The following is a 24,560-nucleotide window of genomic DNA, read 5'->3' on the forward strand; positions in this document are numbered from 1 at the left end:
GCAATGTATAAACTCATTAGAAAAGTACTGTTTTTATTTGATCCTGAAAAAGTCCACCATTTTACATTTTCAAGTATAAAAAATGGTTTTAAAATTCCTTTTATAAAAGCTATAGTTAAGGGTAAATTTACTGTTGAAGACAAAAAATTAGAACGTAATTTATTTGGACTAACGTTTAAAAATCCAGTGGGTTTGGCAGCGGGAATGGATAAAAATGCCTTTTTATTTGATGAGCTTTCCTATTATGGATTCGGATTTGTTGAAATTGGTACCGTAACACCAAAGCCACAACCAGGAAATCCTAAAAAACGCTTATTTCGACTTAAAGAAGATGGTGGTATTATAAACAGAATGGGGTTTAATAATGAAGGTGTAGATGCTGCTGTAGAACGATTAAAGAATAAAAAAACAGACATTATTATAGGTGGTAATATTGGTAAAAATAAGATTACGCCTAATGAAAATGCTATTGACGATTATATCATCTGTTTTCATAAACTTTTTGATGTAGTTGATTATTTCGTGGTCAATGTGAGCTCACCCAATACTCCTAATTTAAGAGACTTACAAGAGAAAGAGCCTTTAACAAAATTGTTAAATACCTTACAAGAAGAAAATAATAAGAAAGCCGCTAGAAAACCAATTTTATTAAAAATTGCTCCCGATTTAACAGATACCCAATTACTTGATATTATTGATATTATTGAAACCACAAAAATTGATGGTGTAATTGCTACAAATACTACAATTTCGAGAGAAGGTTTACAATCTGAAAATAAAAATGAAACAGGAGGTTTAAGTGGTAAGCCGTTAACTAACCGTTCTACAGAAGTGATTCGATTTTTAGCTGATAAATCTAATAAAGCATTTCCTATAATTGGTGTTGGTGGAATTCATTCTGCGGAAGACGCCCTTGAAAAAATTGAAGCAGGTGCAGATTTAGTACAAGTCTATACAGGTTTTATCTATGAAGGTCCTGCGTTGGTAAAGCGAATTAATCAGTTATTAATAAAGCAATAAAATAAGTTCTCTTATTTTTTTAGTACTGCTTTTCAGGTGAAGAAAGGATAATACGGATATAAAGTCAATGCTAATAAAACGATAAAAGGGGAGTTTGAAAACTTGTAATTTAAAACCCTTTTTAGAATATACTCTTTATACTAAATTGTCAAACCCTCCGCCATCCTCCTTCGTCATACATTACTCCCTTTGTTTAAAGGGAGAAGCTGTTTGAATTGACATTTATTATAAATAGATACGTAGCAATTTTCAGGTAGGGTTAAAAAATAGTGTCTTTAAACGCTTAAGAAATAGTATCACTGTAATAGTCAAAGTCCTTCCTTTTTGGGAAGGATTTAGGATGGGTTTTTCTTTTCAATCCATTTTCTAGCATTTACAAATGCTTCTAGCCATGGAGAAACTTCATCTTTTCTTCCTTCAGGATAGTTAGCCCAATTCCATTGAAACGTAGAACGTTCTATATGTGGCATTGTTACTAAGTGACGCCCACTGTTATCACACAACATAGCAGTGTTGAAATCAGAACCATTAGGGTTGTGAGGATATTCAGCATAGCCATATTTGGCGACAATATCATAATTGTCTTCTGACATTGGTAAGTTAAATTTACCTTCACCGTGACTAATCCAAACGCCTAAAGTACTTCCGGCTAAAGAAGATAACATTATTGAATTATTGTCTTGAATATGTACAGAAGTAAAAGAACTTTCGTGTTTACGAGAGTCGTTATGTAACATTTTTCCATGGTTAGTATGATCGGGGTTGATCACTTGCAATTCCATAAATAACTGACAACCATTGCAAATCCCCACAGATAACGTGTCTTCTCTAGCAAAGAAATCATTGATTACCTTATTGGCTTTTTCGTTGTATTTAATGGCACCTGCCCAACCTTTAGCAGAACCCAACACATCCGAATTACTAAATCCGCCAACAGCTCCTAAAAATTGAATATCTTCTAAATTTTCACGACCAGAAATTAGATCGGTCATGTGAACATCTTTTACATCAAATCCTGCCAAATACATGGCATTTGCCATTTCACGTTCAGAATTACTACCTTTTTCACGGAGAATAGCAGCTTTAGGTCTCTCCCGAATATCTCGGGACGCTCGACCTGACAATCCTGTTATATCTTTCAGGTTACCCGTAAAGTGCTTTGGAAAAACGTAGGCTAACGGTTGATTTTTATAATTATCAAATCTATCTTGAGCTAAATTATTTGCTGTTTGATGCTTATCTAATAAATACGAAGTTTTAAACCAAACATCTCTTAGCTCAGAAACATTCAACACTAAATCTTCATGTTGATTCTTTATGGAAAGTGTTTCGTCTGAAGTTACTTTTCCTATCCTATAAAACTCAATATTAGCATCAGTTAATATTTTTTCAACTGAATTATCTTCAGCTTGAAAAACAATTCCTGCATTTTCAGAAAACAATAGTTTGGAAGTGTCTTTTTCATTTATTTCCGATACGTCTATGGTTGCTCCTAAGCTTATATCTGCAAAACACATTTCTAATAGTGTCGTTATCAATCCACCAGATGCAACATCATGTCCGGCAACAATCTTGTCATTTTTAATTAGCTTTTGAATGGTATTAAAAATTGTTGCAAACTGCTTCGCATCTTTTATTGAAGGAGCTTTGTTACCCACTTTATTCAACGTTTGAGCAAATGAACTTCCTCCTAATTCGTGACTTTCCTGTGAAAGATTGATATAATAAATAGATCCTTTATTGGTTTGTAACACAGGTTCTACAACTTTGGTAATATCATTACAATGACCAGCTGCCGAAATAATTACAGTTCCTGGAGCGATTACTTCTTCATTAGGATATTTTTGTTTCATTGACAAGGAATCTTTCCCTGTAGGTACATTTATACCCAGTTCAATGGCGAATTCTGAAATAGCTTCAACAGCTTCATATAAACGAGCATCTTCACCTTCATTTCTACAAGGCCACATCCAGTTTGCTGAAAGTGAAATACTCTTAAGTCCCTCTTCAAGTGGTGCCCAAATAATATTTGTTAACGCCTCAGCAATTGAATTTCTACTTCCGGCAATAGGGTCAATTAAACCTGAAATAGGAGAGTGCCCTATACTAGTCGCAATTCCTTCTTTACCTTTATAGTCTAACGCCATTACCGCACAATTGTTAAGTGGTAATTGTAACGGGCCAACACATTGTTGCTTGGCAACTTTACCACCTACACATCGGTCTACTTTATTTGTCAACCAGTCTTTACAGGCAACAGCTTCTAATTGTAATACGCGTTTAAGGTAGTCTGTAAATTTATCAGTATCATATACCAATTCTTCATAATTTCGTTGAATGGTTACATCATTCATTATCGTTTTTGGAGAGCTACCAAACATATCTTCCAACGCTAAGTCCATTGGTTTTTCACCAGTCGTTTTTGACTCAAAGGTAAAACGATTATCCCCTGTAACATCACCAACAGTATAAATAGGAGAACGCTCACGTTCTGCAATTCGTTGTAAATTTTCCAAATGTTTTTCACCAATAACCAATCCCATTCTTTCTTGAGACTCATTACCGATAATTTCTTTGGCAGATAGTGTCGGATCTCCAACAGGAAGTTTGTCCATATCAATTTTTCCACCAGTATCTTCCACCAATTCAGAAAGACAATTAAGATGACCACCTGCTCCATGATCGTGAATAGAAACAATATGATTTATATCGCTTTCTACCATACCACGAATGGCGTTTGCCGCTCTTTTTTGCATTTCAGGATTTGAACGTTGTACGGCATTTAATTCAATACCACTTTCAAAGGCACCAGTATCGGCAGAAGATACTGCAGCACCACCCATTCCAATTCTATAATTATCACCACCTAAAAGGACAATTTTATCACCAGTTTTTGGGGTGTCTTTTAAGGCTTGCTCTGCCTTTCCATATCCGATACCACCAGCTTGCATGATCACTTTGTCGTAACCTAATTTTCTAGAATGTTCTCCATGTTCAAAAGTTAAAACAGATCCACAAATTAAGGGTTGGCCGAATTTATTACCAAAATCAGAAGCACCATTTGATGCTTTAATTAAAATATCAATAGGCGTTTGATACAACCATGGACGTGCAGTCATCGCATCTTCCCAAGGCTTGTCTTCAGTGGCGTCTAACGCATCTTGCTCTAATCGAGAATACGAAGTCATATATACTGCTGTTCCCGCTAAAGGTAAAGAACCTTTCCCTCCAGCTAGTCTATCGCGAATTTCACCACCGGAACCGGTTGCAGCTCCATTGAAAGGTTCTACAGTTGTCGGAAAATTATGTGTTTCTGCCTTTAAGGATATTACGGAATTGTAATCTTTAACTTCGTAAAAATCAGGTTTGTCAGCAGTTTTTGGAGCAAATTGCTCCACTTTTGGACCTTTAATAAAAGCGACATTATCTTTATAGGCTGAAACAATATCGTTAGGATGTATTTCAGAAGTTTTTTTAATTAATTTGAATAAAGAAGATGGTTTTTCCTTGCCATCAATTACAAAAGAGCCATTGAAAATTTTATGACGACAATGTTCACTATTTACTTGTGAGAATCCGAAAACCTCAGAATCTGTTAGTTTTCTCCCAGATTCTTTATACAATTTTGCAGATAGATTTTCTAGGTATTCTACTTCGTCATCACTTAACGAAAGTCCTTCTTGTTGATTATATTCTGCGATGTTTTCAATTTCTAAAACGGCTTCAGGTTGTATGTGAACATCAAAAATCTCTTGATTTAATATAATATATTTTTGAAGAAGCATAGGGTCAAAATCTGCAAATATTTCATTTGAAGCAATGAATTCTTCAATTCTTAGAATCCCCTCAATACCCATATTTTGAGTTATTTCAACAGCATTGGTGCTCCAAGGTGTTATCATTGCAGCACGCGGTCCAACAAAATAAGCGTCAATAGTTGCTTGTTGTAGCATGGTTTTATTACCAAACAACCAAGTAAGTTTATTGATGGTATCTGTTGTTAAATTGTCTGCGGTTTGTACTGCGAATACTTTGGTGTGTGACTCTCCAAAAAAATAGATCATTGCTTTGATTTTGTGAGCAGTAAAAATACATATTTAGATGGTTAAGGATGTGTCAAAAGAAACAAAAATGACAAATGTTTTTAACAAGGTTTTGTTAGTATCTCTAGGTTTCTATAATTGTAGGGTAAGGGGAATGTATTAATTTTGTAAGAGTAAAATATAACCCAACATGAAAAAAATATTTGTAACCCTACTTTTTATATTACCTATTTTAGCTTACACTCAAAAGAAACCTCATAGTTATAAGATTGCTTACGACAACATTTCAAATGGAAAAAAGAGTGATAGAACTACCAGTATAGATTATCAAAATCAAATTTTATTTTTATCAAAATCAGACGATAAGATTCAACAATTTATTAATTTTAATACCAGTGAAGTTGTAAGTACGATAACTTATAATGACCAACTCTATAAACAAGTAACTCTTTTTGATAGCCTACCAAAACCGATTTTTGAAGATAAGCCAGAAACTATTTTAGGTTTTAAATGTAACTATGCCAAGTATAATTATTTTTCTAATACCATTGAAGTATGGTTTACAGAAGATGCAAAAGTGAAGGGTTCGCCAAGTCCCATGTTTTTACCCACTAAAAATGCTTTGGTATTAAAAATAACAAGAAATGGGAATCGCACTTCGTTAGCGAGTGCAATAGATAAAATTAAAAAAGCTGAACCACGTCAATATACTGCTGATGATGCACTTGAGGTTACGGCCGCCGAATTCGAAGAGATTAAAATCAATTCTAGATTTACTAAAGTAACTATTTTTGATAACGAAACCATCAATTTTGATGGTTCTATAAAAGCTCCAGATGCCAATATAATGGAGCTTAATAAAACGTATCATTTAAGTGTAGGCTCTGTTATTGTAAAAAAGATTAAACTAACCCCTGAATTAAAAAAGAGTGGCAATGTATTTGCGAAATTGCAGTGCCGTTCTAATGGTGATGCCTATGACCGGACAGGTTCTGTCTTTATTGTCCCAGTAAATGAAAATAATTCTGTGATGAATGCGTATTTAAAAGGCTTAGATCAATTACCAGTTTATACCGATAATACAGGGCAGAAATACCAAGGAATTGTTAAAGAAGGAAATTATAATCCGCCGATTGAAATTATGCGATTTTTTACATCATTTGGAGCGAATCATTTTAATGACAAAAGGGTTATTAACAATTACGATTGGGCAGATGATGTTCGTTATAAGCAAGAAGTAACCTCTTTAATTCCAACAGATGTTGATGAAATATGGGTAGGTGTTTTTGTTGGTAATTATGATAAAGGAGGACATAAAGTGAGCCTTGAACTTGATTTTTATCCATCTTTCGGTGGTAATGATACGAAGAATGTAAAATATATTGATCCTTTATTTTCTACAGTTAATACTTTAGAAATGTCTGGTCAGAATTATGGAAGATTATTTAAAACGGATACATTAACAGTTGATTTTGAAATCCCAGAAAATATAGAAGACTTACAAATGTTGTATACTTCCACAGGACATGGAGGATGGGGTGCAGGAGACGAGTTTGTTCCGAAAATGAATAAGATATTTATTGATGGTATAGAAGTATTTACGATAGTACCTTGGCGGACAGATTGTGCTACCTATAGGTTTTCAAATCCTGCCTCAGGTAATTTTGGAAATGGATTGTCTTCTAGTGACTTGAGTCGTTCTAATTGGTGTCCTGGAACACTAACTCCTCCTTATTTAATTCCGCTAAAAGATTTGGAACCAGGAAAACATATTATTCAAGTTGTGATTGATCAGGGTAACGATGAAGGTAGTAGTTTTAGCCATTGGGGAGTTACTGGAGTTTTGGTTGGTGAAAAGAGAATTGATAACTAATATGTCATTTGGCAAATGTTGATCTATTGCTTGTGAGATGAACTTTAGGAGGTAAAGTAGTTTAATTGTTACTACTTGGAGTACAAGATGCTCTTTTTAATAACATATACTCACCATTGTTCTTAAATTCACGTATAGAAGTGCCTGCATACCTTTTAAAGGTTTTAGAAAGGTGACTGACATCTGTAAATCCGAGTTCGTCTGCAATTTGGGTTAATGTAAAATCTGAATTTAACAAACGGATTTCAACCAATTTAAGTTTGGCTTTGAGTATATATTCTCGCAAAGGCATGTGGACTTGTTTCTTGAAAAATTCACTGACATAAGTTGGTGACATCATAAAAACATCGGCTAAGTTTTCAACTTTTAATAGCTCTGTTTTATCGATGTTTTCGTTAATGTAGGTTAGCATTTTTGTTATTCTATCGTCAGAATTGTTATTTGGCATTTCAAAATAACTGCTTTTCTTGATGTTTCTAATCAATAATTCTAAGATACTTGTCATCAAGCTAGTTATTAGATTTATAGATTCGTTACCATAACTTCTAGATTCTTCTAAAATCATAGAAATTAAGTTTATTAAATGATTTCGATCTACATCATTTTTGATAATATCACCAGGTAATTGATTGTAGTTAGATAGGATGTAAGAGGCTTCTTTAAACCATTCGTTTCTATCAATAGTAATTCGGTTTACATTTTTAAAAAATGAATCTGTAAACTTTAGAAATACAAATTTTGTAGGTTTTTCTATGTTGAATGAATGACATTTTAAGGGAGGTAATAAAAAGATACTGCCTTTGTTGTAGGGGACATCATTATAGTTAATACATTGAGTGCCTTCTCCATCTTTAATTAAAACCAATTCGAAAAAATTGTTTTTAACCGGCCGTTGTTTCCAATCGGTTAATTTTATTTCTTGTATTTCGAAAGGTTTAAAAGCTTCAATTACTTGCATTATTGTATGATTTAATAATAATTTAGTGTAAAACTATATAAAAAAGTGATATGAATCCTAGAAATCGTATCTAAAACCTTTAAATGTACATTATTATCCATTCATCTTACATTAAAGTCCTTGGATATGGGAATACCTTTGCATAGAAATTAAATACATTAATATTAATTATATGAAAAAATCATTTTTAACCATTGTAGCAAGAATTACTGTAAAAGAAGAACATACAGAATTTGTAAAAGCAGAATTACTAAAATTATTAGATGTAACTAGAGCAGAAGAAGGTAATATTAGTTATGATCTGCATCAAGATAATGAAAACCCAAATGTATTTCTATTCCATGAAAAATGGACGAATAGAGAATTGTGGCAAAAACATATGGCTAATAAATATTTAGCACACTATTTAAAAGTAACAGAAGATAAAGTTGAAGAGTTTGTTTTAAGTGAAATGACAGAAATAGGAAACTAAATTTAAAACAGATCTTATAAAAAAGATGTTTTTATTTTTAATAACTTGATTGTGTTCTAATAAATGCTAAAAGAAGATAACATGAAAAAAATAAATGTAGGAAACACAGATTTAGAAGTCTCTCGTATAAATTTTGGAGGCAATGTTTTTGGTTGGACTTTAGATGAAAAGCAATCTTTCGAAATTTTAGATGCTTTTGTAGGAGCAGGATTCAACTTTCTTGATACCGCGGATACGTACAGTTGGTGGGTAAATGGTGTTGGAGGCCAATCAGAAACTATCATAGGTAAATGGATGAAAGCTCGTGGTAATAGAGACCAAATGGTTATTGCTACCAAAGTAGGTTCAGAAACCAAAGAACACCCTAACGATATTAGTAAAAAGCATATCTTAAAGTCAGTTGATGCGTCTTTAAAACGTCTTCAAACGGATTTTATCGACTTGTATTACACGCATTTTGATGATGAAGTAACACCTGTAGAAGAAACATTATCTGCTTATGACGAGATTATAAAAGCAGGCAAAGTTCGTTATATTGGAGCATCAAATGTATCACCAGCACGTTTACTGGAGTCTTTTAAAGTTTCCGAAGAAAGTAATTTACCAACGTATGTGGCTCTGCAACCGCATTATAATTTGGTAGCACGTGAAAACTATGAAACTAAATATGCAGAAATTGTAGATGAATATGGATTAAGTGTGATGACGTATTACTCTTTGGCAAGTGGATTTTTAACAGGTAAATATAGATTGGAATCTGATTTAGGAAAAAGTGTACGTGGCGAAGGAGTAAAGCAATATTTAAATGCAAAAGGATTAGGGATTATTAACGCATTAGATACCGTTTCTGAAAAACATAGTAGCAAACCCGCAACTGTTGCTCTGGCTTGGTTATTAGCACAACCACATGTTGCAGCACCAATTGTTAGTGCTACTAGCGAACATCAATTACAAACCTTGTTTGATGCACCAAAATTGAATTTGGATGCAGAAGATTTAGAGTTGTTAGAAAAAGCCAGTACATAATTAGATATTTTAAAGAAGATAAGATGGACTTAAAAATAAAAGGTAAAGTGGCATTAATTAGCGGGTCTACTGCTGGTATAGGATATGCAACTGCAGAACGTTTTTTAAACGAAGGTGCTACGGTTATTATTAACGGTAGAACGGAAGATAGAGTAAATGCAGCTGTGGAGCAATTAAAAGCAAGTACTAAAAACGAGAATGTTTCTGGTGTTGCTGCCGATTTTTCTAAGGTAGACGACATTAATAGGTTACTAAAAGAAGTACCTGAAGTAGATATTTTAGTTAATAACACGGGTATTTTTGAACCTAAGGCCTTTGCCGATATTCCAGATGAAGATTGGTTTCGATTTTTTGAGGTAAATGTTATGAGTGGTATTCGGTTAGCACGAAACTATTTTCCTAAAATGTTGAAGAAAAACTGGGGACGGATCATCTTTATTTCGAGCGAATCGGCGGTTTTTATTCCAGATGAAATGATTCATTATGGAATGACTAAAACCGCACAATTAGCAGTGAGTAGAGGCTTGGCAGAACTAACTAAAGGAACAAATGTTACGGTTAATTCTGTTTTGCCTGGTCCAACAAAATCTGAAGGTGTAACGGAGTTTATTAAAAATTTAGCGAAAGCAGATCGGATATCAGAAGAAGAAGTCGAAGCTGATTTTTATAAAAATATGCGTCCAACCTCTTTAATAGAACGGTTTGCTTCTGTAGATGAGATTGCAAACACTATTGTCTATTATTCTAGTGATTTGGCTTCTGCTACCAACGGAGCAGCTATAAGAGTAGAAGGTGGATTAATTCGTTCCATATTATAAAAGTCATTGTTTTTAAGTAAAAAAATAGGAGTTAGGTTTTAAATTCTAATCCCTATTTTTGTTTAAAATAAAATTTGATGCTAAAATACATTCAGAAACATTCCATTTTATCCATTTCTGTTGGTATCATTTTTAGTTGTACTTTATTGGTGTTTTTTGCTACGGAAGCTAGTTACAATGCTATAGAAGTTGCCTCATTATGGGTGCGTAATTACTTTGGATATTTTTATCTTTATTTGGGTTTAGGTTTAGTTTTGTCTTTATTAGTTATTGCGTTTTCTCGTTATGGAAACATTAAACTAGGCAAACCAAGTTCTAAACCAGAACATTCACTATGGGCTTGGACTGCTATGTTGTATAGTGCAGGAATGGGGTCTGGTATTTTGTTACGTGCGGTACAAGAGCCTGTTTTTATGCAACAAAATCCGCCTTATACTTCTAGTTTACCAGCAGATACTTTAGCACTAGAATTTACCTTTTATCAATGGGGCCTAACGGCTTGGGCCTTTTACGGACTATTTGCAATGATTATTGGCTATGGTTTATACATTAGAAAAAAGAAAGTGAGTATTAGTGCCACCATTGAAGATCATATAAAAAGCAAAATTGTAAGAAAAGGGGTTGATGTCATCACCATTATAACGACTGTTTTTGGATTAATTGCTGCAATAGGTTTAGGAACCACCCAAATTAATGGTGGTATTAATCATATTACAGATGCGAATTTTGGATTAATTACAACTATTTTACTGTGCGTGCTTATTTGTACTGTTGCTTGTTATTCGGCGTGGCAAGGTGTAAACAAGGGGATTAAAATTTTTTCTAAATTAAATATTATAGTCACTTTTGCTATTTTAATATTTGTCTTTGTTACTAGTGATATGAATGCTATTCTTGCTTCTTTTGCTACGGCTATCTTTTATTATATTATAGATTTTATACCGATGAGCTTGGCTATAGGATCTTATAACCCAGGGACAGAATTTTTAACTGACTGGACTTTCTATTATTGGGCATTTTGGTTGTCTTGGGCACCTTTTACAGGTATATTTATTGCTCGTATTTCTAAAGGTCGTACCATACGTCAGTTGCTATTAGGTGTTTTAATTATTCCTTCTCTGGGTACATTTTTTTGGTTTTCTGTTTTTGGCACATCCGCATTTAATTTGATTGATGAATGGGGTGTTTATAACAGCCAATTTAGTAACGTATTCTCTTCTATTTTTGTTTTTTTTGAACACTATCCTTTTGCTACATTTTTAAATATAACGTCAGCGTTTTTATTAATTAGTTTTTTAATAACGTCTGTAGATTCTGCTGTATTCGTGTTAAGTATGTTTACAGATAATGGTTCTAAAAACCCAAGTAAAACGCATCGGGTAGTTTGGTCTATTTTTATTCTCTTAGCCACAATTGCTTTGGTATTATTGGGTAACTTTAAAACAGATATTAATGTTTTGGAAGCTGTACAACGACTGTTAATTATAACCTCATTACCTTTTGCTTTTTTTATTATAATAATGCTCGGTTATTTTATAATAGGCTTGAGAAAAACAATAAAGGATTAAGAATATTTTTAATGCTAATAAAATAATTAACGGTTTTAGATTATTACAAAATGAATTTATTTAGTCAAATGGACTTATTTTCTTCAGATGAAATTCTTAAAACGGAGTTTGATTTACCTGGAGCTGATGTAACTTTATTTGAAAATTTCTTTACTACTGACGAAAGCAATAGGCTTTACAATAGTTTATTACAAAACACCGTCTGGGAACAAGATCAAATGACCATTTACGGCAAACAAGTCAATTTACCTCGGTTAACTGCCTGGTATGGCGATGCAGAAGCAGCTGTGTCATATTCAGATAAGAGAAGTAAAATGCATGCTTGGAATACTGATTTGTTATTTATTAAAAACCGAATAGAGCAGGAGGTACCTATAAAATTTACACGGTGTTTGCTCAATTATTACAGAGATGGAAAGGACAGTGTTGATTGGCACCAAGATTATGAAGGTGAACAGCGTAAAAACACAGTAATTGGTTCAGTGACGTTTGGCGAAAAAAGACCTTTTCAGTTAAAACATGCTACACGTAAAGATTTTAAGCGTATTGATATTCCGTTGGCTCACGGTAGTTTGTTGTTGATGCAAGGTGCTACACAAAACAATTGGAAGCACAAAATACCAAAAACAACGAAGAAAATTAATCCAAGAATTAATTTAACTTTTAGATGGATAAAATCCTAATGGAATTTGTATTATTCAAGGATTAAATAGTCCATTTTGGTATAAAATCATGTTATTTTTGACTTAGAAACACTTTTGTTATATAAATATACGGTTTAAATGATTAAAAACCTCTATTTATACCAATATCACCTTTTTTTATACATTTTTATTTCCGTATGTGGGATTATATTTGCATCAAATAAATAAAACACTTTATAAAATTATATAACATGACAACACCAAACATCGCAAAAGAAGACATATTAAACGCTTTTAATTTTAGACATGCTACTAAAGAGTTTGACGCCACTAAAAAGGTATCAGATGAAGACATGAATTTCATCCTAAAAACAGCAAATTTATCGCCAAGTTCATTTGGTTTTGAGCCATGGCATTTTATAGTAGTTCAAGACAAGGAATTACGTGAATTATTAAAACCTGTAGCTTGGGGAGCACCTTTAAAATTAGATACTGCAAGTCATTTTGTATTGGGTTTAAGTATGAAAGCACCGATGGTAAAACATGATGCAGAGTATATTATGCACATGATGAAAGATGTTAAACAATTACCAGCCGATGTTATAGAAATGTATTCTAAATTCTATAGAGAATTTCAAGAAAATGATTTTGATTTAGATACAGACAAAAAATTATTCGATTGGTCTGCCAAACAAACCTACATCGCTTTAGGTAATATGTTAACCGCTGCAGCTTTAATAGGTATTGATTCTTGTCCGATTGAAGGATTTCATCAAGAAAAAGCCGAAGCCTTATTAAAAGAAAAATTTGATATAGATACAGATAAATATGGTTTATCATTTATGGCTGCTTTTGGTTATAGAAAAACAGATCCAGAATTTGGAAAATCAAGAAGAAACTTTGAAGATATAGTTACGTTTAAGTAAACACTTCCATCTTAAAAATACAATAAAAATGAAAGCAATAGGGTATAAAGAGAATCTTCCAATTGAAGATGAAAACTCATTACAAGACATAGAATTAAACACACCGAAAGCTACTGGAAAAGAAATTTTAGTAGAAATAAAAGCCATTTCTGTAAATCCAGCAGATTATAAAGTGCGTGCAGGAATGCCAGTAGAAGGTGACGAATGGAAAGTTATCGGATGGGATGCAACTGGTATTGTAAAAGAAGTAGGAGAAGAGGTTACACTTTTTAAGGCTGGCGATGAAGTGTGGTATGCTGGTGATTTTACACGCCAAGGAAGTTATGCACAATACCAAATTGTAGACGAACGTATTGTTGGCAAGAAACCAACAAGTTTATCTTTTCCAGAAGCTGCTGCTTTACCATTAACATCACTTACAGCTTACGAAATGTTGTTTGATAGATTACAAGTTTCAAAAGACGATGCAAGTAAATCTATTTTAGTAATTGGTGCTGCCGGAGGCGTAGGGTCTATTTTAGTACAACTGGCCAAAAAGCTAACGAAATTGAATATAATAGGTACGGCTTCTCGAGAAGAAACGACCAATTGGTTAAAAGAATTAGGTGCAGATACCGTTATTAATCACAGAAATAAATTAAGTGAAGAATTTGAGAAGTACAATCTTCCTGCTCCCGAATATGTAGTAAGTTTAAACGCTACAGAGCATCATGTGGATGAGATTGTAAAGTTGATAAAACCTCAAGGTAAATTCGGTTTTATTGATGATCCAAAAGTGTTAAATGTGATGCCTTTTAAAGGAAAAGCAGTTTCAACACATATCGAATTGATGTTTACACGATCTATGTTTCAAACGGAAGATATGATTGAACAACACAACATTTTGAACAAAGTTTCAGAATTAATTGACAAAGGAACTATAAAAACCACTTTAGGTGAGAATTTCGGAATTATTAATGCTGAAAATCTTCGTAGAGCTCATGCCTTCCTAGAAACAGGTAAAGCAAAAGGTAAAATAGTATTAGAAGGTTTTTAATTTTATTTGGAAGTAATACATAAAAAATCAATTGTCACTTCGAGTGTTTTTATTGAAATGCAATGAAAATAAAAATGTATCGAGAAGCTTATTATTTCAAATATTTCTAAATACAAAATTCTGAAAAAGAAGTTCACACGAACTGACTCAAATAAATAATGCAAAAATGAATTTCAAATCAATTATAGCGGCATTAGCGGTCACTACACTATTTGTAGGTAATACGGTAAATGCACAAGTAACAACCAAAGATTCTGTAGCAACTTCAAAAGTGCAACATTTCAATTTTGATAAAATGGAATCAGAAACTATTGTTGAGGGGATAAAGCGTAAGTGGTTTCATGGTGAAAAAGGTCAAATGACCATTTTTAATTTAGAAAAAGGAGCACATATTCCTTGGCACCAGCATCCTAATGAGCAGATTACATATATTATGTCTGGTAAAGTAAAAATCAAGACCATTATAGACGGAAAAGAACAATTTGTAGAAGTTGGAGCAGGAGAAGTGATTGTGTTTCCAGAAAATGTACCTCACGAGTTTTGGGCTCTAGAAGAAACGGTAGATTTAGATGTTCACGTTCCTGTGCGTGAAGATTGGTTAAGCAAAGAATTACCAGCGTATTTAAAAAAGAGTAAATAAAACTTTAAATAGAACGTCACTTCGAGTGAATTTTGAGGTACGAGAAATTAGTATCGAGAAGTTTGGGTTAAGTAAAAGTTCTTGATACAAAATTTTAAATAACCAATGTCACTCGAACTGACGACACAATTAAATTCAAAATGAAAATCATTAATATCACATTTATTATCATCACAACAGTTATGTCAATACAAGCACAAAACAAAATAACTGAAGCAGAGGTTTTTGCCACTACAGATCAAGCTGTTGGTAATATTACGTTTACTAATACTGGAGATTTAGTGTATAGTCATCATCCCTTTTTCTCACCAGAAAATAGAGTAATGCTTATGGATGCTAAAACAAAAATAAGCCAACCGTTTCCTAATAAAGCTTGGAATACACCAAGAACTACCGACGATAATTATTTAAGTAATGTTTTAGGCATTAGAAACGATAAAAACGGAATTGTTTGGATGTTAGATATGGCACAACGTGATAATGTATCACCCAAAATAGTGGGTTGGAACACAAAAACCAATCAATTAGAGCGTATTTATTATTTACCAAAATCTATAGTACCTGAGCATGCTCAACCAAATGATATGGTTGTAGATACCAAAAACGGTTATTTTATAATAGCAGATGAAGGTATTGGCAATGGAGGAGATGGAACCAGTGGTGCATTTATTATTGTGGATATGAAAACGGGTAAAGCACGTCGATTATTAGAAGGTACGCGTACAACGTTGCCAGAAAAGACACCAACGGTAATTAACGGAAAACATTTAGCGGTTAAAGGTGTAGATTTATTAGTGGGTAATGACGGAATTACCGCTGATGCTAATTTCGAATACATTTATTATGGTCCGTTAAACGGAACTAAAATCTACAGAATTAAAACCTTAGATTTAGTAAATGAGAACTTTACAGAAATAGAATTGGATCGTAAAATTGAAACGTATTCAGAGAAACCAAACAATGGAGGAATGAGTATTGATACAGAAGGGAATATTTATCTCACCGCTTTAGAATCGAATAGTGTAGTTGTAGTTTTAGCAAAAGATAAAAGTGTAAAAACGATGATAAAAGACCCTAATATGGTTTGGCCAGATGGTGTAAGTTATAATCATGTAGATGGTTATATGTATGTTTCTGCAGCACAAGTAAATAGAGGAGCCGTATTTAATCAAGGCAAAGATCTCTCTACAAAACCATTTTATATTTTCAGGTTTAAACCTATAGTAGAAGGCGTTTCTTTTAGATAAAATCGAGTTAAATACTTAATGACTTTACACCATCGTTTGCACGTGGTTAACTTTCGGATGGACGCCTGTTTTTGGGATTAATTTGGAGAAATCCCTACGGTGAATATATATCATTTCAGAAAAAAATAGGGAATTGTTTCGTAAAGCCATTCAAAATATTAGTAATAACTTGTCGAAGGTTTTACATTTGCACACTCAAGAAAAAGATATTATGCAACAGCCCCTATTTGAAATACAGGAAAAAAAGACGGACAAAGAACTTTACAGCTACCAGCAAGGTGCTATTAATCAAATATTTGAAAAGTTCGATAATGAAAGAGATGATTACCACCTCTTATATCAATTACCTACTGGTGGGGGAAAGACCGTAATTTTCTCTGAGATGGTACGGCAATACCTAAAAAATCACTCAAAAAAGGTCTTGGTCATGACACACCGTGTAGAGCTCTGTAACCAGACTTCTAAAATGCTCACCAGTTTTGGAGTGGTCAATAAAGTAGTTAATAGCAAAGCCAATTTAGATGACCATGAACGCTACAATTGTTATGTGGCCATGGTGGAAACGCTAAATAATAGGCTTAACGACGGTATATTGAATATCTCGGACGTCGGTTTAGTCATTGTAGATGAGGCTCATTATAATTCGTTTACAAAATTGTTCAAATTTTTCGAAAACTCATTTATTCTTGGGGTTACTGCTACGCCCTTAAGTTCCAATAAGGAGTTGCCCATGAATAGCAACTACGATGAGCTGATTCCTGGCGAATCCATAGAAAATTTAATTGAGAACGACTTTCTGGCGAGAGCAGAAACGCACCAGTATGACATGGGATTGACTTCTTTGGAGATAGGTTCCAATGGGGATTATACAGTTAAATCTTCTTCAGACCTGTATACGAGTCCGTCGATGTTAAATAAATTACTGGAAGCTTATATAATACATTCAAAAGGAAAAAAAACATTGATATTTAACAATGGTATAGATACCTCAATCCAGGTATACCATACCTTTAACAATGCGGGGTTGCCCATTATGCATTTGGACAATACCGCCACCAAAAAACAACGAAAACAAATTTTAAAGTGGTTTCATGAAACTCCGGACGCCATACTAACATCTGTAAGTATACTAACGACTGGTTTTGATGAACCCACTATAGATACCATTATTTTAAACAGGGCCACAAAGTCTTTGACCTTGTACTACCAAATGATCGGTAGGGGGTCTCGGGTGTTGAACAACAAATCTAAATTTACCGTTATAGATCTAGGTAATAATATCTATCGTTTTGGTCCTTGGGGGGCAGATCTAAATTGGGAGGCCATTTTTAAATCTCCGAATTACTACATAGACCGTATTAAGGACGATGAAGCTATTGAAAGTAATTTTAAACATGAGTTGGCCGATGACATTCGGTCAGAATTTTCAAAATCCAAGGAGACTTACTTGGATATTAATGCCTTATATAAGGATACCACCTTTTCCGGAGAAACCTCTAAAGTAGTATTGGAAAAATCCATTGAACAACATGCCTATATCTGTATAGAAAACAGTGAAGATGTGTATGATGCCCTTACGTTGGCAAAATTACTTAAAGAAGATATTGATAATAGGATAAAAGTTTATGGCAAGTGTATAAGTAAAAGCACCAATAATTTTATAAGTTGGCTAAAACTGGATTATCAAAAAAAGCTTAACACCTATCTTCTTAAAAATTTTGATGCCGTTTTTGAACAAATTCATGGTTATCCTCCGGAAGAGTAACGGAGTCTTATAATCCACAGATTAGATTCTTTTTTGGTTTATCTAACACTTCTTAAAATAGGGTAAACGTGTAGCCGTAGTTTTGACAAAAGACCGTAGTATACAAAAGATGATCATTTAATTTGGTCCAAAGGTGTAAGTTATAACCTCGCAGATGATCATATGTATTTATCCGCCACTTAAGTAGACAGGGGTGCCGCTTTTAATGACAGTCAAAGTGTAGCGACGAAACCATGTTGTATATGCAGGTTTATAACTAGTGTAGAAGGTGTTTCTTTACGGTAATTTGAGTGTTGGTTAATAGCCAGAAGAAGCCATTGGTATAAAGTGGGTTTTTTTATTCATAGAATGTTTAACTTTATAAAAGCGAATTATGCCAAGAACCATTATAGAAAATATTGTTATCGCAGAATACAAAAAACAAACCTTTTTTGACTTTTGTAAGTACACAACCATTCGTTTTTTTGAAATCGTTTATTTCGAAGAAGGCACAGGAACGATAAAAATTAATGGTAACATGGTAAACTATACACCAAATAGTGTTTTTGTGTTTGTACCAGATGATATCTATATTGTTAATCCAGAAACTGCCACATCTACTGTAGCTATCAAGTTTTTAAAGAGTTTTTTTAGGAACACAAATACTCAGAACGATATACTACCTGTTAACGATTGGTTTCGAAAAATTGAAGGCATTTTAAATAGTGAAAGTCACCAACTACGTGAAATGCAGTTTGAAACTGAATCTGACAAACTACATTTAGTATCTTTAATTAAGTTGGTATCTACTGAAAATTTGAAAAAACAATCCTATGATGTGTTTATCATTCAAAATTCGCTATCTATTATTCTTCATGTTATAGCCAGAAATATTCAGTTTTTAAATACAGATATTTCAAAAGTTAATGTGACTTCAAAAATTCAACAAATCATAAATTTTATTCACACTAATATTTACAATACAGAATTGTTATCTACTAAAAGTCTTGCTGAAGAATTTCATATGGCAGATAATTATATGAGCGAGTATTTTAAAAAGCATACAGACATTAGCCTAAAAAAGTACATCATTAATTATAAATTGAAGTTAGTAGAAACACGACTTAAATATACTGATTTACAATTCTCAGAAATAGCAATCGAACTCGGTTTTACAGATTCTAGCCATTTAAATAAAACTTTTTTAGCCTATAAAGGCATTACTATTGGTGCTTTTAAAGCGGCTTTAGCCTAAGTTTTTACTAATAACCTTGTTTTTTACTAATAGTGCTTTGTTTTATACCAAATTAAACCTTGGTTCCTCCTGTAAATTTGCAGTGTAATTAAAACACAACACTAATAATTTAAAACATAACACTATGAAAACAACAGGATTTAAAACATTTAAAGTAGCAGAAAAAGAAGGACAGGCTTGGGTAACTTTTGATAACCCACCGGTAAATATTCAGGACATTCCGATGATTAAAGAGTTGGATGATTTGGCAGCATCTTTAGAGGATGACAGAAGTATCAAAGTAGTCGTATTTCAATCAGCACACCCAGAAATTTTTATAGCACATGCAGACACTAATTTCTTAAAAGAAATGTCGACAAAAGCAGTCACTAGAGAAGATATAGAATTATTAGACTTACAAAAAGTTTTGCAACGTATTAGTAAGCTACCGCAAATTACAGTTTCTAAAATAGAAGGTTTTGCTAGAGGTGGCGGACACGAATTTGCTTTAGCAACAGACATGCGTTTTGCAGCAAGGGGTAAAGCAGTATTTATGCAAATGGAAGTTGGTATGGGAATTTTACCTTGTGGTGGTGGATCTTCTCGTATGGCACGTCAAATTGGTTTAGGTAGAGCATTAGAAGTTATTTTATCAGCAAAAGATTTTGATGCAGACCAAGCAGAAGCTTACGGATTAATAAATAGAGCTTTAGATGCGGATAAAATAGGAGCTTTTGTTGAAGATTTGGTGAATAGAATGTCACAGTTTAATTCAGATGCTATCGAAGCTGCTAAACGTACCGTTTATGCGTCTATAGATTTACCAATTGAAGAAGCTTTAAAAGAAGAAGCCTATTGGTTATACCAAGCAACAAGTAAATCACCTGCCATTAAGCGTTTTACAATGGCGGACGATACAGGCTTTCAAAATGATATAGAAAATCAAAGAAACTTTGAGACATTATTAATGGGATTACAAGGTGTAAACTAAAAACTGAAAATCATGAATACAGCACAAAATAAACAAACGATACTTAATTTTTTCGAACGTTTTTCTGCAGGTGATGCGACCAATGCGTTAACATATTTAGATTCTGACGTAATGTGGCAAGCCATGGGAATTAAAGGAGATTTACCCGTTTCTGGAACGATGGATAAAAACGGGATTGGAGAATTAATTAAAATGGTGAAGGAGGCTATTCCTAACGGATTAGAATTAACACCAGTGGGTTGGACTGCGGAAGGCGATAGGGTAGCTGCCGAATTTATTTCTTACGGTGTACTTACAAATGATAAAGTTTATAATAATCCGTATCACTTTTTATTTCAATTTTCTGATGGTAAGATTCTTAAAATAAAAGAGTACATGGACACATTACACGTAAAATCAATATTTGTTGATGCGTAGTAAATTATAAATGCCTCTTGTAAAAGAGGTGTTTTTTGTGTTTAAAAATAAAACCTTGAAATATACCTAAACAACCGTTTTTACTACCAAAAAATTACTACTGTCTAGGACTACATTTGTAGTGAGATTAATTGTTATTTAATTATACATAAGGCGATTAATTAATAGAAAACAAATAACAATGCATACAAAGCCAAAATATCCTATTACGGTAGTTTTTGGTAAAAAAAATAAATTATAAAAACAATGACAAATAAAAATATACTCGCACAAGCTCGTGCACTTACTTTACCTTCTCGTGAGGCCTCGCTAAAACGTGAGGCCTCTGTCTCACATTTTTGGAATAGTAACCGAAATCTACTTGAAGAGGCATGGACAGAATGGGAAATTGAAAACAAAGATAATATACTAGTTCCTGATGAAACGTTGCTAGATCCACGCTTACAAAAGGCGATTAAAGAAGCATGGGAAAACCCAGAAAAAGAAAATGCTGTTGCCGATTTATGGGAAGAAATTAGTCCTGGTGTTTATGTTGCTCAGTTTTTTAACCCAGAACGCTTAGCGGATTTTCGTAAATATTTAGAAGCTGTAGTAAATTCACAAATTCCTAAACGAGCACCATACGGAATACAATTGAATCGTTATGGAATTATGTTAGATCCACGCTCAGAAGGCTATCTTGCAGCACCGAATTTTCAGGCATTTTATAATGATATTATGGACCGTTATATGCGTCCGATTGCACGTTTGTTATTGGGGACTTATGGTTATGACAACCAAACATTTGGTTTTTCTATTCAGTACAATCCAGATAAAGACAAGGATTTAAATGGTCACACGGATGCTTCTGCCGCTACCTTGAATATCAACATTAACTTACCCGATGAAGCATTTACAGGTTCGCAAGTTGATTTTTACGATAAAACCACGGGAAAAACGGTGCAAACTACATTTGAATCAGGGAAAGCAATAATTCACAGAGGTGATGTAGCACACGCTACGCACCCCATTATTAGTGGGCAACGTAGTAACTTGGTAGTGTGGTTATATGGAGATCGTATGCAAATTCCGAGAGGAGGAGCAAGTAGCTATGGTAGTGTCGATAACTCAGCATCTAAAGTTGTTACATCAGAAAGCATTAGTGCTCGCGAGCGTTGGAGTGTGCCAAAGAGTCCCAAAGACACCTTTGCACCTTTTTAAGAAAATCAGAAACCCTTTATCTTATTCTATGCAATCTTTATATGTAGAAATAACTAAAGAAACAAAAGTTAAACCAGAACCCATTCATTTCGGATTTAGATTAGGTGTTCATTATTTAATCGATTATATTGAAAAATTACGAAGTATTGGAGTTAATCATTTAGCTTTAAACTTAAGGTTCAATACGATGAATATGGATGCTACTTTAGAGCGAATTGCAAAAAGAGTATTGCCAGAATTTCATTCCAAGAAAAATAATAAGAAAATGTAAGTTCGTATATAGTCGATAACTAAAAAGACCTTTAGACAACGCTCAAAGTGACCTTAGAATAAAACAAAAAAAAATCATGTGTAAAACAATAATAATTACAGGAAGTACAGACGGAATAGGTAAAATTACGGCTTTAAATTTAGCGAAAAAAGGTAATATCGTTTATGTACACGGAAGAAATGAAGCAAAAGTGCTTCAAGTAATTTCGGAAATTAAAAAGGCTTCAAATAATGAAAATATAGAAGGTTTTGTCGCTGATTTTTCAGATTTAGAATCCGTTATAAAAATGGCTGATAAAATTAAAAAGGAAATTCCTAAAATTGATATTTTAATCAATAATGCAGGTGTTTTTAAAAGTAAAGCAATAGAGAATAAAGATGGTTTAGATATGAGAATGGTGGTTAATTATTTAGCTCCTTATGTATTAACGAATGCTATTCTTTCGAACATAAAAAAATCGGAAGCACCACGAATTATCAATTTAAGTTCTGCAGCACAAGCACCAGTTTCAGAAGCTGTTTTAACAGGGAAAGAACAACAGTCTGAAAATTCAACCTACGCACAAAGTAAATTAGCATTAACGATGTGGAGTTTTTATTTAGCAAAACAAGAGCCAAATATTACAGTTATTGCCGTAAATCCCGGGTCGTTGTTAAAAACAAAAATGGCTAAAGAGGCGTATGGTCAACATTGGTCACCAGCGGAAAAAGGGAGCGATATTTTGGTTGATTTAGCATTGTCTGAAAACTATAAAAATGATTCAGGTAACTATTTTGACAATGATAAAGGTGAAGTTAAAGGACATTTTTCTCCTGCACATCCAGATGCGTATGACGAAGGTAAAATCGAAAAGTTATTAAGTATAACCAACGGTTTACTATAAATAGTTCTTTAATTTTTACCAATCTTTATTAGGCAGTATAGGTTTAAATAGATTTAGTTTAGAACTCCGAGAGCAATAGCTTTCGGAGTTTTTTATTTTTAGAGGTTCTTATTTCTTTATATTTTTGCATTTATAATTCATTGTGAAAATGCTGAAATTTACAATCAAAAAATAGATACTTTTGTTTTTATTAATAAACACCACTATAAGTGACATCAAATATTAAAAAGTATGGGTTTAAAGAAGGGGTGCCTCATGAGTTTGAGCTTTTAGACCTAGGCACGCATTATGCGAATCTTTTTGATGATTTAATTATACCACATAGAACAGATTTCTATCAGATTATTTGGTTTAAAAGTGGGAGGCCAAAGCATATGGTAGATTTTCACCCCATAGAAATACAACCAAATTCTATCTTATTTGTCGATAAAAACAGTGTTCAATGTTATGATAGTAATGAGCCTATAGGCGGCGAAATACTTTTATTTACAGATAACTTTTTTTGTAAAACAGAATATGATACAAAGTTTTTAAGAAGTAGTATGCTTTTTAACGATTTACATACTATTTCCAGTATTGAGGTAAAGGGTTTAACCTCTGTATTTGATAGTTTTATGAAACTTATCAAAAAGGAATTAACTTCAGATGTAGACAATTATCAGTCAGATATTCTTAGAAATTATCTTCAGAATTTATTGCTGTTATCTGAGAGAGCAAGACAAAATCAGAATAGTACCCAAATAAACAAAGGGTCAGATTTAGAATGTGTAATTAGGTTTAGAGACTTTTTAGACAAACAGTATCAAACACAAAAATCAGTTAGTAAATACGCAATTCAGCTTAATGTTACTCAAAAACGTTTAAGTAATGCTACTTTAAAAATAATGGATATTACACCAAAGCAAATGATAGATGCTAGAATAATATTAGAAGCGAAACGCTTGCTGGTCCATACTACAGATAGTGTAAAAGAAATTGGATATACACTTGGTTTTGATGAACCTACAAACTTTGTAAAGTTTTTTAAAAAACATCAACATATCACACCCATAGAATTTAGGAATCGCTTTTAAGATGTTGTAATGGCTAAAAATTACCATTTATAGGTGCTTTTTTATCATAATATATTAATGGTCTTACAGCAAATTTGCTTCATAGTTTAACAACAACAAATGAAACAAATTAAGAGAAATGAAATTAGTAATTGATATATTAGGATGGTCAGGTTCTGGCTTTTTAATTCTTGCTTACGGACTAACACTTATAGAAAATAAAAGGTACTTTGATTATGCGAAGTATTTAAATCTTTTTGGAGCACTTTTAATTGCAATTAATTGTTATTATTATAATGCGATCCCTTCATTTGTGTCAAATTTAATATGGAGTATAATGGCAACTTTCACCTTATACAAAACAAAGAAAAAAGAACAAACTTTTAATAAAGAAAACGTGCATGGAAACCTTTATTTTCATCAACGTTTACAATTGCGAATAATGCGATTGAAATCAAGGAATTATTAAAGGTTTTAAGTATTTTAGAGATACTAAA

22 protein-coding genes are annotated in these 24,560 nt (G+C 33.0%); 20 read left to right on the top strand and 2 right to left on the bottom strand.

What is annotated here, in order from left to right; translation table 11 throughout:
• Window positions 1-3: 3 nt before the first annotated feature.
• The gene (locus tag FF125_RS07965) at window positions 4-1,020 is read left to right on the top strand and encodes a quinone-dependent dihydroorotate dehydrogenase (RefSeq protein WP_138949264.1); all 1,017 of its coding nucleotides are present in this window, start codon (window positions 4-6) and stop codon (window positions 1,018-1,020) included.
• Window positions 1,021-1,355: 335 nt separating this feature from the next.
• Here FF125_RS07965 and purL read toward each other — a convergent pair whose 3' ends face one another.
• On the bottom strand, window positions 1,356-5,084 hold the full coding sequence (gene purL, locus FF125_RS07970; protein WP_138949265.1) for a phosphoribosylformylglycinamidine synthase: 3,729 nt from the start codon (window positions 5,082-5,084) through the stop codon (window positions 1,356-1,358).
• Between the two features lie 169 nt (window positions 5,085-5,253).
• On the opposite strand from purL, the gene FF125_RS07975 reads away from it, so the two are divergent.
• Window positions 5,254-6,936 (top strand): PNGase F N-terminal domain-containing protein, encoded by a 1,683-nt coding sequence (locus FF125_RS07975; RefSeq protein WP_138949266.1) that lies wholly within the window; start codon window positions 5,254-5,256, stop codon window positions 6,934-6,936.
• A 61-nt stretch (window positions 6,937-6,997) separates the two neighbouring features.
• Here FF125_RS07975 and FF125_RS07980 read toward each other — a convergent pair whose 3' ends face one another.
• Window positions 6,998-7,894, bottom strand: a complete 897-nt coding sequence (locus FF125_RS07980; protein ID WP_138949267.1) for an AraC family transcriptional regulator — start codon at window positions 7,892-7,894, stop codon at window positions 6,998-7,000.
• A 172-nt stretch (window positions 7,895-8,066) separates the two neighbouring features.
• Here FF125_RS07980 and FF125_RS07985 point away from each other — a divergent pair, with 172 nt between their 5' ends.
• The 18 genes from FF125_RS07985 to FF125_RS08070 all read left to right on the top strand — a co-directional run bounded on the left by FF125_RS07985 (window position 8,067) and on the right by FF125_RS08070 (window position 24,532).
• A complete protein-coding gene (locus tag FF125_RS07985; RefSeq protein WP_138949268.1) occupies window positions 8,067-8,366 on the top strand; it encodes a putative quinol monooxygenase in 300 nt (99 codons plus the stop codon).
• Between the two features lie 81 nt (window positions 8,367-8,447).
• Entirely contained in the window at window positions 8,448-9,392 is a 945-nt protein-coding gene (locus FF125_RS07990) for an aldo/keto reductase (protein WP_138949269.1), read from the top strand.
• Between the two features lie 23 nt (window positions 9,393-9,415).
• Window positions 9,416-10,210: an SDR family NAD(P)-dependent oxidoreductase gene (locus FF125_RS07995; protein WP_138949270.1), complete on the top strand. Its 795-nt coding sequence runs from the start codon at window positions 9,416-9,418 to the stop codon at window positions 10,208-10,210.
• Window positions 10,211-10,287: 77 nt separating this feature from the next.
• Window positions 10,288-11,778: a BCCT family transporter gene (locus FF125_RS08000; protein WP_138949271.1), complete on the top strand. Its 1,491-nt coding sequence runs from the start codon at window positions 10,288-10,290 to the stop codon at window positions 11,776-11,778.
• 50 nt (window positions 11,779-11,828) lie between these two features.
• Window positions 11,829-12,461 carry an alpha-ketoglutarate-dependent dioxygenase AlkB family protein gene (locus tag FF125_RS08005; RefSeq protein WP_138949272.1) on the top strand — a complete coding sequence of 211 codons (633 nt, stop codon included), beginning with the start codon at window positions 11,829-11,831 and terminating at the stop codon, window positions 12,459-12,461.
• A gap of 212 nt (window positions 12,462-12,673) precedes the next feature.
• Window positions 12,674-13,348, top strand: coding sequence for an NAD(P)H-dependent oxidoreductase (locus FF125_RS08010; RefSeq protein WP_138949273.1), 675 nt, complete (start codon window positions 12,674-12,676; stop codon window positions 13,346-13,348).
• Between the two features lie 28 nt (window positions 13,349-13,376).
• Complete coding sequence (locus tag FF125_RS08015) at window positions 13,377-14,384, top strand: zinc-binding alcohol dehydrogenase family protein (protein WP_138949274.1); 1,008 nt, start codon at window positions 13,377-13,379, stop codon at window positions 14,382-14,384.
• A 166-nt stretch (window positions 14,385-14,550) separates the two neighbouring features.
• Window positions 14,551-15,024 carry a cupin domain-containing protein gene (locus FF125_RS08020; RefSeq protein ID WP_138949275.1) on the top strand — a complete coding sequence of 158 codons (474 nt, stop codon included), beginning with the start codon at window positions 14,551-14,553 and terminating at the stop codon, window positions 15,022-15,024.
• A gap of 140 nt (window positions 15,025-15,164) precedes the next feature.
• Window positions 15,165-16,271 (top strand): major royal jelly family protein, encoded by a 1,107-nt coding sequence (locus tag FF125_RS08025; protein ID WP_250629712.1) that lies wholly within the window; start codon window positions 15,165-15,167, stop codon window positions 16,269-16,271.
• A gap of 211 nt (window positions 16,272-16,482) precedes the next feature.
• The gene (locus FF125_RS08030) at window positions 16,483-18,036 is read left to right on the top strand and encodes a DEAD/DEAH box helicase (RefSeq protein ID WP_138949276.1); all 1,554 of its coding nucleotides are present in this window, start codon (window positions 16,483-16,485) and stop codon (window positions 18,034-18,036) included.
• Window positions 18,037-18,409: 373 nt separating this feature from the next.
• Window positions 18,410-19,270: an AraC family transcriptional regulator gene (locus FF125_RS08035; RefSeq protein WP_138949277.1), complete on the top strand. Its 861-nt coding sequence runs from the start codon at window positions 18,410-18,412 to the stop codon at window positions 19,268-19,270.
• A 124-nt stretch (window positions 19,271-19,394) separates the two neighbouring features.
• On the top strand, window positions 19,395-20,240 hold the full coding sequence (locus FF125_RS08040) for an enoyl-CoA hydratase/isomerase family protein (RefSeq protein WP_138949278.1): 846 nt from the start codon (window positions 19,395-19,397) through the stop codon (window positions 20,238-20,240).
• Window positions 20,241-20,252: 12 nt separating this feature from the next.
• Entirely contained in the window at window positions 20,253-20,657 is a 405-nt protein-coding gene (locus FF125_RS08045) for a nuclear transport factor 2 family protein (RefSeq protein WP_138949279.1), read from the top strand.
• 246 nt (window positions 20,658-20,903) lie between these two features.
• A complete protein-coding gene (locus FF125_RS08050) occupies window positions 20,904-21,857 on the top strand; it encodes a 2OG-Fe(II) oxygenase (RefSeq protein WP_138949280.1) in 954 nt (317 codons plus the stop codon).
• 28 nt (window positions 21,858-21,885) lie between these two features.
• The gene (locus tag FF125_RS08055; protein WP_138949281.1) at window positions 21,886-22,128 is read left to right on the top strand and encodes an LLM class oxidoreductase; all 243 of its coding nucleotides are present in this window, start codon (window positions 21,886-21,888) and stop codon (window positions 22,126-22,128) included.
• A 76-nt stretch (window positions 22,129-22,204) separates the two neighbouring features.
• Entirely contained in the window at window positions 22,205-23,011 is an 807-nt protein-coding gene (locus FF125_RS08060; RefSeq protein WP_138949282.1) for an SDR family NAD(P)-dependent oxidoreductase, read from the top strand.
• Window positions 23,012-23,220: 209 nt separating this feature from the next.
• The gene (locus tag FF125_RS08065; protein ID WP_138949283.1) at window positions 23,221-24,084 is read left to right on the top strand and encodes a helix-turn-helix domain-containing protein; all 864 of its coding nucleotides are present in this window, start codon (window positions 23,221-23,223) and stop codon (window positions 24,082-24,084) included.
• Window positions 24,085-24,202: 118 nt separating this feature from the next.
• Window positions 24,203-24,532 (top strand): CBU_0592 family membrane protein, encoded by a 330-nt coding sequence (locus tag FF125_RS08070; RefSeq protein ID WP_250629713.1) that lies wholly within the window; start codon window positions 24,203-24,205, stop codon window positions 24,530-24,532.
• The last annotated feature ends 28 nt before the right edge of the window (window positions 24,533-24,560 follow it).

Source organism: Aureibaculum algae (assembly GCF_006065315.1).
GTDB lineage: Bacteria > Bacteroidota > Bacteroidia > Flavobacteriales > Flavobacteriaceae > Aureibaculum > Aureibaculum algae.